General features: G+C 66.6%; 13 protein-coding genes. 10 read left to right on the top strand and 3 right to left on the bottom strand.

Going from position 1 to position 13,871, the window contains the following annotated elements; all coding sequences use genetic code 11:
* Positions 1 to 2 precede the first annotated feature (2 nt).
* From CXQ91_RS19870 to CXQ91_RS19895, 6 genes are all read left to right on the top strand, one after another.
* A complete protein-coding gene (locus CXQ91_RS19870) occupies positions 3 to 530 on the top strand; it encodes a DUF3180 domain-containing protein (protein ID WP_104175610.1) in 528 nt (175 codons plus the stop codon).
* Positions 511 to 1,023, top strand: a complete 513-nt coding sequence (locus tag CXQ91_RS19875) for a PH domain-containing protein (RefSeq protein ID WP_104175611.1) — start codon at positions 511 to 513, stop codon at positions 1,021 to 1,023. The genes CXQ91_RS19870 and CXQ91_RS19875 overlap by 20 nt, the downstream gene beginning before the upstream one ends.
* Before the next feature lie 14 nt (positions 1,024 to 1,037).
* Complete coding sequence (locus CXQ91_RS19880) at positions 1,038 to 2,657, top strand: PH domain-containing protein (protein WP_104175627.1); 1,620 nt, start codon at positions 1,038 to 1,040, stop codon at positions 2,655 to 2,657.
* Complete coding sequence (locus tag CXQ91_RS19885; RefSeq protein WP_104175612.1) at positions 2,650 to 3,570, top strand: Rossmann-like and DUF2520 domain-containing protein; 921 nt, start codon at positions 2,650 to 2,652, stop codon at positions 3,568 to 3,570. Before CXQ91_RS19880 ends, CXQ91_RS19885 begins: the two co-directional genes overlap by 8 nt.
* 1 nt (position 3,571) lies before the next feature.
* Positions 3,572 to 4,501 (top strand): pantoate--beta-alanine ligase, encoded by a 930-nt coding sequence (locus CXQ91_RS19890; protein ID WP_104175613.1) that lies wholly within the window; start codon positions 3,572 to 3,574, stop codon positions 4,499 to 4,501.
* Positions 4,502 to 4,629: 128 nt separating this feature from the next.
* Entirely contained in the window at positions 4,630 to 6,114 is a 1,485-nt protein-coding gene (locus CXQ91_RS19895; protein ID WP_104175614.1) for an MDR family MFS transporter, read from the top strand.
* Between the two features lie 131 nt (positions 6,115 to 6,245).
* Here CXQ91_RS19895 and CXQ91_RS19900 read toward each other — a convergent pair whose 3' ends face one another.
* From CXQ91_RS19900 to CXQ91_RS19910, 3 genes are read right to left on the bottom strand one after another with little or no spacing between them, the layout of a single operon-like run.
* Positions 6,246 to 7,082 carry an alpha/beta fold hydrolase gene (locus CXQ91_RS19900; RefSeq protein ID WP_104175615.1) on the bottom strand — a complete coding sequence of 279 codons (837 nt, stop codon included), beginning with the start codon at positions 7,080 to 7,082 and terminating at the stop codon, positions 6,246 to 6,248.
* A 60-nt stretch (positions 7,083 to 7,142) separates the two neighbouring features.
* Positions 7,143 to 7,997, bottom strand: a complete 855-nt coding sequence (locus tag CXQ91_RS19905) for an alpha/beta fold hydrolase (RefSeq protein WP_104175628.1) — start codon at positions 7,995 to 7,997, stop codon at positions 7,143 to 7,145.
* A gap of 26 nt (positions 7,998 to 8,023) precedes the next feature.
* Positions 8,024 to 8,908, bottom strand: coding sequence for an alpha/beta fold hydrolase (locus CXQ91_RS19910; RefSeq protein WP_374953684.1), 885 nt, complete (start codon positions 8,906 to 8,908; stop codon positions 8,024 to 8,026).
* A gap of 263 nt (positions 8,909 to 9,171) precedes the next feature.
* On the opposite strand from CXQ91_RS19910, the gene lysS reads away from it, so the two are divergent.
* The 4 genes from lysS to CXQ91_RS19930 all read left to right on the top strand — a co-directional run.
* On the top strand, positions 9,172 to 10,701 hold the full coding sequence (gene lysS, locus CXQ91_RS19915) for a lysine--tRNA ligase (RefSeq protein WP_181038963.1): 1,530 nt from the start codon (positions 9,172 to 9,174) through the stop codon (positions 10,699 to 10,701).
* A gap of 2 nt (positions 10,702 to 10,703) precedes the next feature.
* Positions 10,704 to 10,922 carry a hypothetical protein gene (locus CXQ91_RS19920; RefSeq protein WP_104175618.1) on the top strand — a complete coding sequence of 73 codons (219 nt, stop codon included), beginning with the start codon at positions 10,704 to 10,706 and terminating at the stop codon, positions 10,920 to 10,922.
* Positions 10,923 to 11,057: 135 nt separating this feature from the next.
* Positions 11,058 to 11,384, top strand: coding sequence for an Lsr2 family protein (locus tag CXQ91_RS19925; RefSeq protein ID WP_104175619.1), 327 nt, complete (start codon positions 11,058 to 11,060; stop codon positions 11,382 to 11,384).
* 442 nt (positions 11,385 to 11,826) lie between these two features.
* The coding region (locus CXQ91_RS19930; RefSeq protein WP_104175629.1) for an ATP-dependent Clp protease ATP-binding subunit at positions 11,827 to 13,871 on the top strand (2,045 nt) is incomplete at its 3' end.

Below are 13,871 nucleotides of genomic sequence, written 5' to 3' on the forward strand. Positions count from 1 at the left end.
CCGTGAAACCAGTCAATCCCTTCCTGCTGATCGTTGTGGGGCTGATCCTGGCCATTGCTGGCTGGTTCGCGGCGGTCATGACCACCCGCTACGGCCTGGCCACCCCGGTGCTGCCCCAGACCGGCCTGGTGACCATGGGAGTGATCGTGGCGCTCACGCTGATCCTGGGGATCCGCGTCCTGCGCTGGCGGAACGGCAAGAAAAAGAAAATGCTGAACCCCATCCTGGCCGCATGGACCCTCGTCCTCGCCCAGGCCTGCGCCTACACCGGAAGTGTGCTGCTGGGCTGGCATGCAGGGATCTTCCTGGACCTGCTGCGGCTCTGGAACCTGCGCAGCGACCAGGGAATCACCTGGCTGGCCCTGTCCATGGCCGGCGGGGGACTGGCCATGATCATCGTGGGGCTTGTCGTGGAACGCTTCTGCCGGATTCCGCCGGAAGACGGCGACGCCGACGGTGCACCGGGAATGCCCGGCAGGGGCGCCCGCAAACCCAAGGGGGAAGGCGAATATGCCTACAGAGGCGATTGATCCGCCCGGAATTTCCTGGCTCCGGGTGTCGCCCAAATACGTGACGGTCCGGCTGGTTGAGTGGGCGATCGGGAACCTGATCGCCGTGGCGCTGCTCTCGCTGCCGCTGGTGTTCGCGCTGGTGGGCTGGTGGGACTGGGTTCCGCTCTGGCTGGCCATCACCGTCCCCGCGTTCATGCTGCTTTTGGCTGTCTGGCGGCTGCTGCTTATTCCGCGGCAGGTGCGGGCCATCGGTTATGCCGAGCGCGACGACGACCTCCTGATCCGCAGCGGCATCTTCTTCCAGCGCACGCTGGTGGTTCCCTACGGCCGGATGCAGTACGTGGACATCGGCGTCGGGCCGGTGGAACGCGGCCTTGGCCTGTGCACGCTGAAGCTGCACACCGCCTCGGCCGGCACCAACGCGGAGATCCCCGGCCTGCCGTCCGACGAGGGGGCGCGGCTCCGCGAGCAGCTTTCCGCCCGGGGCGCGGCACGGCTGGCCGGGCTGTGACCTCTGACCGCGCTGTGACCTCTGACGGAGCCGGAACGGCCGGCGGGCCCTTGGGAGGAAGTGCTCCCGCCGGCGATGGACCCGCCGGGCAGGCTTCTATTAAGCCCGACGGCGAGTGGCTGCGTGTACATCCCGCGTCACCGTTCATCCGGGGCTGGGTGGCGCTGGCCGCCATCGGCTTCTTCTTCGGCCGCGACACCTTCGAACGGATGCTGCAGGGCCGGCCCCTCATGGACGAGATGTATTCCGGGCGGGTGCCGTTCCTGATCGCCGGCGGCGGGCTGGTCCTCGTCCTGTCCGTGCTGGGGTTCATCCTGACGTGGTACTTCACCCGCTACCAGGTTGCCGAGGGCTACGTCCGGGTGAACACCGGCTTCCTGTTCAAGCAGCAGCGCCAGGCGCGGCTTGACCGCGTTCAGGCCATCGACATCGTGCAGCCGCTGCTGGCCAGGATCTTCGGCCTTGCCGAACTCAAGTTCGAGGTGGCCGACGCCGGCGAATCAGCCGTGCGCCTCGCCTACCTCCGGATCGACGACGCCCGCCAGCTGCGGGCCACCATCCTGGCCCGGGCGGCCGGGCTGGAACCCGACCCGGAGCGTCCCGACGAAGCCCTGCCTGAGGCTCCGGAATTTCCCGTCCTATCCGTCCCGCCGTCGCGCCTTATCGGATCGTTGCTGCTGAGTGAGCAGAGTTTCTTCGTGGTGGTCGGCGCGGTGGCGTCCGTGGTGCTGTCAACCGTCACGGACAACCGCGGGTTCTACTTCTACCTGATCCCGGCCGCCCTCGGCCTGGCCGCCGCTTACTGGGGATCGTTCAACAAGGGCTACAACTTCACTGCCGCCATTTCGCCGGACGGCATCCGGCTCCGCTACGGGCTGCTGGATACTCAGGCGCAGACCCTCCCGCCCGGCCGGATTCAGGCCCTGAAGGTGACGCAGCCGCCGCTGTGGCGGATCTTCGGCTGGTACCGCATGCAGGTGAACGTGGCCGGTTACGGGGGTCCTGGCAGCAATGGCGAGGGCGCCTCACGCACCACACTTCTTCCGGTGGGCGTCCTGGCCGATGTGATGAGGATGCTGTCGCTGGTGCTCCCGGATCCGGGAACGCCGGACCCGGCACGCGTCTTTGCGGCCGGCCTGACCGGCATTGCTCCGGCCGGCCGGCCCGGTCCCGCACGGCAGCCGGCCGCCGCGGAGGCAGCCGAAGCGGGGGAACCGGACAGCGGGTTCGTCACCAGTCCGCGCCGCGTGCGGCTGCTGGCTCCGCTGGGCTGGCGCCGCAACGGCTTCACTGCCACTGACACGGCGCTGCTGATCCGTTCCGGCCGCCTGTGGCGCGAGCTGGTGGTGGTTCCCCATCAGCGCACGCAGTCGATGGCCCTGCACCAGGGTCCGCTGGCTCGCCGCTTCCGCGTGGCGGACCTGGTCCTGCACACCACAGCCGGCCCGGTGTCGCCCCGGGTCATCCAGGCCGGACTGGACGAAGCCCGTGCGCTGTTCGACGCGCAGGCCGCCCGCGCCAGGGAAGCCCGCAAACGGCAGACCAGCGAGCAATGGCTGGCGCAGGTCGCCCCGGCTGCGGTGGTTGAGCCTGATAACCCACAGAACCACCAGGAGGGCCCGCAGCATGGCTAAGCCAGGACGCCTCGGCGTCGGAATCATCGGTGCCGGCAAGGTGGGCGCAGTCCTCGGTGCGGCGCTCCGCGCTGCCGAGCACGCCGTCGTCGGGGTTTCTGCGGTCTCGGACGCGAGCCGGGAACGCGCCGAAACCCTGTTGCCCGGCGTTCCGGTGCTGGACGTGCAGGACATCGTGGAACGGTCCGAGCTGGTGCTGCTGGCCGTGCCGGACGACGCGCTCGGCGGACTCGTGCAAGGCCTCGCAAAGCTGGGGGCCTGGCAGCCCGGGCAGCTCGTGGCCCACACGTCGGGCCGCTTCGGCGTGGGGATCCTGCACCCGGTGCGGGCCGCAGGCGCGGTTCCGCTGGCCCTGCACCCGGCGATGACCTTCACCGGCATGAGCCTGGACCTCACGCGCATGCTGGACTGCACGTTCGGCGTCACGGCGGATGCCGCCATGCTGCCGATCGCCCAGGCCCTGGTGGTGGAGATGGGCGCCGAGCCGGTGGCCATCGCCGAAGGCGACCGCACCCAGTACCACGCGGCCCTGGCCCACAGCTCGAACCATTTGGTCACCCTCGTCGCCCAGGCCTCGCAGCTGCTCCGCGAAGTGGGCGTCGAAGCCCCGGAGCGCATGCTGGGGCCGCTCCTCCGGGCCACGCTGGAGAACGCGCTAGCCTCCGGCGAGACCGCCCTGACCGGGCCCGTGGCCCGCGGCGATATTGGCACGGTTGCCGCGCACGCCGAAGCGCTGCGGGAACACGACGCCGGTGCCGGCGGCGATATTCTGGAGGCTTACCTGGCCATGGCGCGGGCCACCGCGCGCCGCGCCGTGAACCGGGGGCTGTTGAAGCCGGAGCAGCTGGATGCGATCCGCGCGGCCTTGGACGGCACGGACAACGACGGGCCGCAGGCCCCTGGAGGAAACTGACTTGACGATCAAACTCGTGACCACCGCCGCGCAGCTGCGGGCCGAAAGCGCACGGCTGCTGACGGAAAAACAGGGTTCGTCGCAAGGCCTCGTTCCCACCATGGGCGCCCTGCACGAAGGCCACGCCAGCCTGGCGCGCACCGCCGTCGAAGAAAACGACGTTGTGGTGGCCAGTATCTTCGTCAATCCGCTGCAGTTCGGCGAGGCCGTGGACCTGGACCGATACCCCCGGACCCTCGAAGCGGACATGGAACTCCTCGACGCCGAGGGGGTGGACCTGGTGTTCGCGCCGTCGGTGGAGGAGGTCTATCCGGGCGGCGAACCCCTGGTCCGTGTGACGGCGGGCCGCCTGGCCGAGAAATGGGAAGGCGCCTCCCGCCCCGGCCACTTCGACGGAGCCCTGACCGTGGTGGCCAAGCTTCTGCATTACGGGTTTCCGGGCGCCGGGCTGTCAGGGGGCGGCGCCTTCGTGACCGGCGCCGGCGCGGGCCTGCCCGCCTACCGCGCCTACTTCGGCCAGAAGGACGCCCAGCAGCTGACGCTGGTGCGCCGGATGGTGGCTGACCTGAATTTCCCCGTGGAGATCGTTGCGGTTCCCACGGTGCGGTCCGCGGACGGCCTGGCCCTGAGCAGCCGGAACAGGTTCCTTTCCGGGGAGGAGCGCGAGGCCGCCCTGGTGCTGTCCCGGGCCCTGCGGCTCCTCGAAGAGCGGGCCAACGCCCATGAACCGCTCGACCTCGAGTCCGCCCAGGCCATGGTGGAATCCCAGCCACTGGTGGGACTGGACTACTTCGACGTGGTGGACCCGGACACCTTGGATCCCCTGGCCGAGAACTGCAAGGAGACGCCGTTCCGTGGCGAAGGCCTGGCAATTATTGCGGCGAAGGTGGGGCCGGTCCGGCTGATCGACAACGTGCCGCTGAACTCCTGACTCGCCGCATCTCCCGCTCCTGATCTCATTTTTTCTAATGACGGGAATTACCCCGGGGGCTACACTGTTGGAATCTGCAGCGACGACGCTCGCCGGAAACCACTTCGCATCTCCCTGAGGGAATCCCTATGTCTACAGACGTCTCTTCCAACGCCCACGGCGATCCCGTGGCCCCTGCCGCTGCGGCAGCGCAGGCCGCGGGCCCGGTGAAGATGTCCCGTGAGTCCGTCACCATCATCGTCACGCTGCTGGTTGCCACCTTCGTGGTCATCCTCAACGAAACCATCATGAACGTCGCGCTGCAGAGGCTCATGGTGGACCTCGGGGTTGACGCACCCACGGTGCAGTGGCTCTCCACGGGTTTTATGCTCACCATGGCCGTAGTCATCCCCACCACGGGGTTCATCCTGCAGACCCTGTCCACCCGGGCCGTGTTCATGCTGGCCATGGGCCTGTTCTCCGGCGGCACACTCCTGGCCGCGCTGGCTCCCGGATTCGAAGTGTTGCTGCTGGCCCGCATTGTCCAGGCCGGCGGTACAGCCATCATGCTTCCGCTCCTGATGACCACGATCCTCACCCTGGTCCCGATCGAACGCCGCGGCGCCGTCATGGGCAACGTGAGCATCGCCATCTCGGTGGCGCCGGCCATGGGGCCCACCGTCTCCGGGCTGATCCTTGAGCACTTCACCTGGCGGTTCATGTTCGTCTTCGTCCTGCCGGTAGCCCTGGCGGCCTTCGCCATCGGCGCCCGCTTCCTTACCAATGTCGGCGAGTCCGAGAAGACCAGGCTGGACTTCCTGTCAGTGCTGCTGACCGTTCCGGCATTTGGCGGAGTTGTCTATGGCCTCAGCCAGATCGGCGGCGGCCATGGCGGCCAGAGCGGACCCGGCGCCGCCGCTGTCGCGGCGCTGGCGGTGGGTGTGATGGCCATGCTGGCCTTCGTGTTCCGCCAACTGAAACTGCAGAAAAAGGACGCGCCGCTGCTGGACCTGCGGGCGTTCAACTTCCGCATGTTCACGGTGTCCGTGCTGCTGATGGTGGTGGCCATGATCGCGCTGTTCGGCGCCGTCATCCTGCTGCCGCTCTACCTGCAGGAAATCCGCGGCCTAAAGTCCCTCGAAACCGGCCTCGCGCTCCTCCCGGGCGGCCTGGCGATGGGTCTGCTGGGACCGGTCATCGGCCGCTGGTTCGACAAGGTGGGTCCGCTGCCGCTGACCGTCACCGGTTCCGTCATGATGGTCCTCTCCCTCTGGCAGTTCTCCATGCTGGATGCCGGAACAGCCGTCTGGTGGATCGTGTCCCTGCACGTGGTGCTGAGCCTCGGCCTGGCGCTCCTGTTCACCCCGGCCTTCACCACAGGGCTCAACCCGCTTCCGCCGCACTTGTACTCGCACGGGTCGGCGATCATGAGCACGCTGCAGCAGGTGGCCGGTGCCGCCGGGACAGCGCTGCTGGTCTCGATCTACGCCGTGGTGGCCGCAGGATCGGGTATCGTCGCGGGCATGCACGCGGCTTTCCTGACGGCAGCCGTCATAGCCGTCGCCGCCGTCGTGCTTTCCGCCATGATGCGCAAGACGGCCGGCGCGGAGCACCCGGCCCGGGCCGCCCACTAGCCTTCCACAAAGCGCGAACGGACAGTTGAGGCCCGACTACGAAGCGCGAACGAGCAGGTAATGCCCTCAAATCCACATTTTGAGGGCATTATCTGCACGTTCGCGCTGGGGCTGGACGTGCCTAACCGGGGTCAGCCGGCGAAGAAATCGCTGAGTTCGGTGATCAGCTTGTCCGGCGCCCGGTTGACGCCGTCGTGGCCCGAGCCGGGCAGGATGGTGTAGCTGGAACCGGACAGCACGTCGTGGATCTGGCCGCACGCGATGCCGAAGTAGGCGGGGCTCTTTTCACCGACAATGATGAGGGTCTCGAGGGGCAGTGCCAGGAACGGCTCGGCCGGCATGTCCGCGGCGATGATCGCCTTGATCTCCCGGACACCGGTCTTCATCAGGTCGCGATGCTGCTTGCCGATGGGTGTTCCGGCGATGAGCTTGTTGGCGAGGGTGAGCATCGAAAGCGGCATCCGTGAGGACAAAGCCCCGCCCGTCTCGAGCCCCCTGACCAGCACGGCGAGGGCGCGGTCGTCGTCGCCGGCCGCCGTCGCGCGTTCGTATTCGGAGATCCAGTCCGCCTTGACGCTGTGGTTCACGGACACGGCGGGATCGTAGACCGCCAGCCGTTCCACCGGCAGCGTGCGGGCCGCGTGGAGCGCCACGGCGCCGCCGAAGCTGTGGCCGAAGACGTCCGTGCTGGCCGTGTGCTTCATCACGGTATCCAGGTCGCGGATGTCCACATCCAGCGTGTAGTCGTCCGGCTGCGCCGAGGATTCGCCGCGTCCGCGCCGGTTGAACGTGTGCACCGGCCGGCCCAGCGAGGCACTCAGCTTCTGGGCAAAGCGCGTGTAGTCGGCGGCGGTGACCATGGAGGCCTGCACGACGACGACGCCCGAGCCTGCCGAGGCCAGCTCGGCCCCCGTGGTGTAGAGCTCCAGCGTTCCGCCGTCGGGTGTCTTGATGTTCTCGCGCGTCATGTTCCGAGCCTACCCGGGGCGGCAGGAACCGCACAGCAGCTTGGGACCGGCATCACCATGTCAGCCCTTGAAGTACGCGGAGATGTCCTCCACCAGTTCTTTGACGGCCGCGGGGATGGAGGCGTGGACGCACTTGGGCGAGACCTGGAGCTCGCTGCCGGGTACGGCCCGGTGCAGCTGTTCGGCCGTCGCCTTGTAGTAGTGCGGGCTTTTGGCGCCCACCATAAACCTGGTGTTCGGCGGCAGGACGGAAAAGTCCCGGACGTGGTCGTTTTCATCGAACACCGCTTTGAGCTCGCCCACGCCGCTGGGCATGAGCTCCTTGAACACCCGGTTCACCTTGGTCCGGGACACCAGCGCCATCAGGCCGGCCAGGAGCGGTTCCGGAATCCTGGCCAGGGGCGAGCCGGGCTGCATGCCCTTCTTGAGCTTGGCCAGGGCGTGCGGGACGTTTCCGGCGTTGACGGAGCGTTCGAAACTGTCCAGCCAGGACATATCCACCTCGCCGTCGATATTCACCGCGGCGTCATAGACAGCGAGCTTGTCCGGCTGGTGCCCGGTCCCGGCGAACTCCTGGACCGCATTCAGCGCTACGGAACCGCCCAGGCTGTGGCCGAAGAGGTTGCGGGCGCCGGTGGCGTCCATAACGGCCCGGACATCGGCAATTTCGGTGGCCATCGAATAGTCTGCCGGCTGCGGCGTGGAGTCGCCGCGGCCGCGGCGGTCATAGACGTCCACGGCCCAGCCCTCGCCGAGGCCCTTGGACAGTGCCTCGGAAAACGGCCGGTAGATCAGCGCCGTCAGGAAGGCTCCGCCGATCACCACGACCCGCCGCTCGCCGGCCGCGTCCACGGTGCCGTAGCTGTACAAAGCCAGCCGGCCGCCGTCGTGCGTGGTGATGAACTGCTGCTCCACTGATCCCTTGTCTTTGAAGGCTTCCTTCACTGACCAATCCTAAAGCGGCTGCCCAGCGGGTGCCTGGCGGCGCGGATCCGCTGGAGCCGCAGGCCGACGTCGTTGGCCAGGAACCGTGCGGTGGTGAGGGCCAGGCGGTGCCCCGGCCGGAGCGGTCCCTCGTGGAGCTGCCCGGGGACCAGTGCGAAGTCGATGGCCGGCACCGCCGCGGCGAGCTGGCGGCCCGTTTCGGCGAAGTACGCCGGGCTCCAGCCGCCGCTGAGCATCAGGGTGGGTGTGGTGACGCCGGCGAAGTCGGCGAGCTCTGCGTCGGATTTCAGCACGGCCCGCATCTCGGCGACGGCGGTGGGCAGCAGCTGCCGCATCTCCGCCCCGAGCCGCGTCCGGGCGGACAGGATGCTCAGCATGCGCAGGGCGCCGAGCGGGAGCTTGGAGACCGGACCTGCCGTTTCCAGCCCCTGGACCAGATGAGCCCAGGCATGGTCGAGCTGGCCGGCGGCCATGGAATGCTCCAGTTCCGGACGCCACCGGCGTTCGAGGCTGCCGGAGAGGGAAACCGCGGCGTCGTAGGTTACGAGCCGCCGGATGGGCTCGGTCCGGGCTGCCTGCAGGGCCACAAAACCGCCGTAGCTGTGTGCCACCACGTCCGCGGAACCGGTGGCCCGCATGACGGCCGCGAGGTCGCTGATCTCCGTCGCCGCTGAATAGTCCTCGCGCTGGCCGGCGGAACCGCCGCGGCCGCGGCGGTTGTAGGTATGGACCGGCCGCCCCAGGAGGCGGGCAATCTTCATGGCGAAAGGGCGGTAGAGCGCGTCGGTCACCAGGGTTCCGTGAATTACGACGACGCCGGGTTGCCCCGCGTCGTCCGGGTGACCGGCCAGGCTGCCGTCCGGGTCGCTGGCTGCCGGCAAGGCGGGGGAGGCCACGGGCCTGAAGGAGTGCACCTCAAGGTGACCGTCGCCGTCGTCCGTCCTGATCGTCCGAGTCTCCACAGCCCCGAGTCTATTCCCCTCGCCGCAGCAGCCTCCGCCCGTTCACTTCCGGACGGTTTGTTCGGACAGCGTCCCTCAGGAACTGCCGTCGGGGGCATTAGCCGCGCAAAAAATCCCCGGTGAGGGGAATCATGGCCGGCAGGAAAAAACATGCCGCGGAACTCCCGGTAAACTTAGGGATTGTGACTTCCCAAAACACCCCCACCCCGACCAATGCTGCCGAACCGGCGGACGCCAGCGAGCAGATGCGCATCCGCATGGAGAAGCGCGCCAAGCTGATTGAACGCGGCGAGGCGTACCCGGTGGGTGTTGAGCGCACGCATTCCCTGAGCGAGATCCGCGAAAAGTACGCCCACCTCGAGGCCGACGAGACCACCGGCGACACTGTTGGCGTCAGCGGCCGCATCGTGTTCATCCGCAACACCGGCAAGCTCTGCTTCGCCACCCTCCAGGAAGGCGGCACGGACGGCAAGGGCACCCGCCTCCAGGCCATGCTGAGCCTGGCCAACGTGGGTGAGGAGTCCCTGGCCGAATGGAAAGCCCTGGTGGACCTGGGCGACCACGTCTTCATCAAGGGCGAGGTCATTTCCTCCCGCCGCGGCGAGCTGTCCGTGATGGCCGATTCCTGGTCCATGGCCTCGAAGGCGCTCCGCCCGCTGCCTGTGCTGCACGCCGGCCTGAACGAGGAAACCCGCGTCCGCCAGCGTTACGTGGACCTGATGGTCCGCGACGAGGCCCGCGAGATGGTTTACACCCGCGCCGCGATCACCCGCTCAATCCGGGAAAGCCTGCACCGCCGCAACTACGTCGAGGTGGAAACTCCGATGCTCCAGCTGGTCCACGGCGGTGCCCTGGCCCGGCCGTTCGAAACCCACATGAACGCCTTCGACCAGAAGATGACCCTCCGCATTGCCACCGAGCTGTACCTCAAGCGCGCAGTGGTGGGCGGCATCGACCGCGTCTACGACATGGGACGGGTGTTCCGCAACGAGGGCGTGGACTCCACGCACAGCCCGGAATTCACCACGCTGGAATGCTACGAGGCCTGGGCCGACCAGTTCGTCATGGCGGACCGCATCAAGGAGATCATCCTTGACGCCGCCGACGCCGCCGGTGTGGGGCGCACCATCCAGACCGAGGCCGGGGAGATCAACCTCGACGGCGAATGGGCCTGGCTGGCTGTATACCCCGGACTTTCCGACGCCGTGGGCCAGGAAATCACGCCGGACACCACCGTGGAGGAACTGCGGGCCGTGGCGGCCAAGCACGATGTCAAGGTTGATCCCAAATGGGATGCCGAGAAGCTGGCAGTTGAACTGTTCGGCGAAATCGTGGAACCAACCCTGCTGAACCCCACGTTCGTCTACAACTACCCGCCGTCCGCGCAGCCCCTTGCGCGCCAGCACCGCGACGACGACCGCCTGATCGAGGCCTGGGACCTGATCATCGGCGGCATGGAACGCGGCACGGCCTTCTCCGAGCTCATCGACCCTGTCATCCAGCGTGAACGCCTCACCGAGCAGTCAAGGCACGCTGCTGCCGGTGACGTGGAGGCCATGCAGCTGGACGAGGACTTCCTCCGCGCGCTCGAGTACGGCGCGCCGCCCATGGGCGGCATCGGGCTGGGCATTGACCGCCTGGTGATGCTGTTCACCGGCGCCGGCATCCGCGAAACCATCCTTTTCCCGCTCCTGAAGCCTGAAGGACACTGACCGTGGAGTACGTTGCCGTCCTTCTGCCCTCCCTTGTGGTCGGGTTGCTGTTCTGGTTTGCCATGAAGTCGATCTTCAACGCGGACAAATCGGAGCGCCAGGCTGAGGCGCAGGCCCAGGCTGAGGCAAAAGCCCGCGACGCTGAATCAAAGCAGGAGACGAATGGTGCCCCGAATAAGGGAACCACTCCCGGCGACGGCAACGGCAACAGCACAAACTAATACTCCCGGCTTATTCCTGCCCACCATTCACAGGAACCTTTTGCCGCTTTGACGCGTTGCCATAAAGCGAGAGATACTTTATCTGATACATCCTGCTTTTCTGCATACCCGTCCTTTCCAAAAGAGAGAATTTTTATGGCACAGAAAGTAAAAATCATCCTTGTCGATGATCTGGATGGGGGAACCGCGGACGAAACTGTCCGATTTGGCCTTGACGGCGTCAGTTACGAAATTGACCTGTCAGCTGCCAATGCTGCAGAACTACGCTCCTCCGTGGAGCGGTTTGTTTCAAGCGCCCGCAAGACGTCCACCGGCCGCGCCACCCGCACAAAGGTCTCAAGCGGTCGGAACCAGGACTCTGCACAGATTCGTCAGTGGGCCAGGGAGAATGGCTATGCGGTTAACAGCCGCGGCCGTATCCAGGCTGAAATTCAGGAAGCCTACCAGAAGGCAAATTCCTAGCACTGCCGCAGTTTTGCGTGGAAAAGCAATGCCCCTGCCAAACGGTGGGGGCATTGCCATTTGAATACCAGGCAGGCCGCCGGAGGCCGTTGTGGTAAAGCGCCCCGGTTATTCGAGGGTTATTGCGTGCCCGGAGCAGGTTTCGGACGAGTGCAGCGCAAATGGAGTCCCTCCGGTGAACGGATTCCGGGTGGACAACAAACGTGGACAACAAAGCCATTGTTTGTCGGGTTGCCGGCGCGCCGTTGCGCCTTCGCCGGACGGCGGTATTGGGGGCCGCTTCGCTGGTCATCGGGCACGCGGCGGCAGTCCCGGCGGGCGGTATCAGCCCGTGGCGTCAACCCGGGAATCGGGTCCCGGGTTTCCCCTGTGGCGAACACGCTCCACAAGTCCGGGTCTGCCACGTAGCATCAAAGTACGTCGTAGCTAGGAGTGTGGCGAAATGTTTGAGCGATTTACGGACCGTGCCCGTCGCGTAGTTGTGCTTGCCCAAGAAGAGGCACGCATGCTGAACCACAATTACATCGGTACCGAACACATCCTCTTGGGTCTTATCCATGAGGGTGAAGGCGTTGCCGCCAAAGCTCTGGAGTCCTTGAGCATTTCGCTCGACGGCGTACGCGAGCAGGTGCAGGAGATCATCGGCCAGGGCCAGCAAGCCCCGTCCGGCCACATCCCCTTCACTCCGCGCGCCAAGAAGGTGCTGGAGCTCTCGCTCCGCGAAGCGCTGCAGCTGGGCCACAACTACATCGGCACGGAGCACATCCTGCTGGGCCTCATCCGTGAGGGTGAAGGCGTTGCCGCCCAGGTGCTCGTGAAGCTCGGAGCCGACCTCAACCGGGTCCGCCAGCAGGTGATCCAGCTCCTCTCTGGCTACCAGGGCAAGGAGACCACCGGCGCAGGCGTCGGACCCGGCCAGCCGGAGGGAACCCCTGCCGGCTCCGTGGTCCTGGACCAGTTCGGCCGCAACCTCACCCAGGCTGCGCGCGAGAACAAGCTGGACCCGGTCATCGGGCGCGAACAGGAAATGGAACGCGTTATGCAGGTCCTTTCCCGGCGCACCAAGAACAACCCCGTCCTCATCGGCGAACCCGGCGTCGGCAAGACCGCCGTCGTCGAAGGCCTCGCCCAGGCAATCGTCCGCGGGGACGTCCCGGAAACCATCAAGGACAAGCAGCTCTACACGCTGGACCTTGGGTCCCTGGTGGCAGGCTCCCGCTACCGCGGTGACTTCGAAGAGCGCCTGAAGAAGGTCCTCAAGGAAATCCGCACCCGCGGCGACATCATCCTGTTCATCGACGAAATCCACACCCTCGTCGGTGCCGGTGCAGCCGAAGGCGCCATCGATGCAGCTTCCATCCTGAAGCCCATGCTGGCCCGCGGTGAGCTCCAGACCATCGGTGCCACCACCCTGGACGAATACCGCAAGCACATCGAGAAGGACGCCGCGCTGGAGCGCCGCTTCCAGCCGATCCAGGTCAAGGAGCCTTCGGTTGCGCACGCGATCGAGATCCTCAAGGGCCTGCGTGACCGCTACGAGGCGCACCACCGCGTCACCATCACCGACGGCGCCCTCGCCTCGGCAGCCAACCTGTCCGAACGCTACATCTCGGACCGCTTCCTGCCGGACAAGGCCATCGACCTCATCGACGAAGCCGGCGCACGCCTGCGCATCCGCCGCATGACCGCTCCGCCGGAGCTGAAGGCCATGGACGAGCGCATCGCCGAACTGAAGATGGAGAAGGAGTCCGCGATTGATGCGCAGGACTTCGAAGGCGCCGCGTCGCTGCGCGACAAGGAGCAGAAGCTCATTGCCGAGCGGGCAGAGAAGGAACGCCACTGGAAGACCGGCGGCATGGACGACATCTCCGAGGTGGATGAGGATCTCATCGCCGAGGTGCTGGCGAACTCCACCGGCATTCCGGTCTTCAAGCTGACCGAGGAAGAGTCCTCGCGCCTGCTGAAGATGGAAGACGAACTGCACAAGCGCGTCGTCGGCCAGAACGAGGCCATCAGGTCCCTGTCCCAGGCCATCCGCCGCACCCGTGCGGGCCTGAAGGACCCCAAGCGTCCGGGTGGCTCGTTCATCTTCGCCGGCCCCACAGGCGTCGGCAAGACCGAACTCGCCAAGGCCCTCGCGGAGTTCCTGTTCGGTGAAGAGGATGCCCTCATCACGCTGGACATGTCCGAGTACTCCGAGAAGCACACGGTTTCGCGGCTCTTCGGTGCCCCTCCGGGCTACGTCGGTTACGAGGAAGGCGGCCAGCTGACCGAAAAGGTCCGCCGCCGTCCGTTCTCCGTGGTGCTGTTCGACGAAGTGGAGAAGGCCCACGCGGACCTCTTCAACTCGCTGCTGCAGATCCTGGAAGACGGCCGCCTGACCGACTCCCAGGGCCGGGTGGTGGACTTCAAGAACACCGTGATCATCATGACCACCAACCTTGGAACGCGGGACATTTCCAAGAGCGTTGCCACGGGCTTCCAGTC

The organism is Arthrobacter sp. Y81 (assembly GCF_002929335.1).
GTDB lineage: Bacteria > Actinomycetota > Actinomycetes > Actinomycetales > Micrococcaceae > Arthrobacter.

Excerpts from the sequence above, each read along its gene's own strand:
- CXQ91_RS19875 (WP_104175611.1), top strand. The coding sequence starts at position 511 with ATGCCTACAGAGGCGATTGATCCGCCCGGAATTTCCTGGCTCCGGGTG.
- CXQ91_RS19885 (WP_104175612.1), top strand. The coding sequence starts at position 2,650 with ATGGCTAAGCCAGGACGCCTCGGCGTCGGAATCATCGGTGCCGGCAAG.
- CXQ91_RS19895 (WP_104175614.1), top strand. The coding sequence starts at position 4,630 with ATGTCTACAGACGTCTCTTCCAACGCCCACGGCGATCCCGTGGCCCCT.
- CXQ91_RS19900 (WP_104175615.1), bottom strand. The coding sequence starts at position 7,082 with ATGACGCGCGAGAACATCAAGACACCCGACGGCGGAACGCTGGAGCTC.
- CXQ91_RS19925 (WP_104175619.1), top strand. The coding sequence starts at position 11,058 with ATGGCACAGAAAGTAAAAATCATCCTTGTCGATGATCTGGATGGGGGA.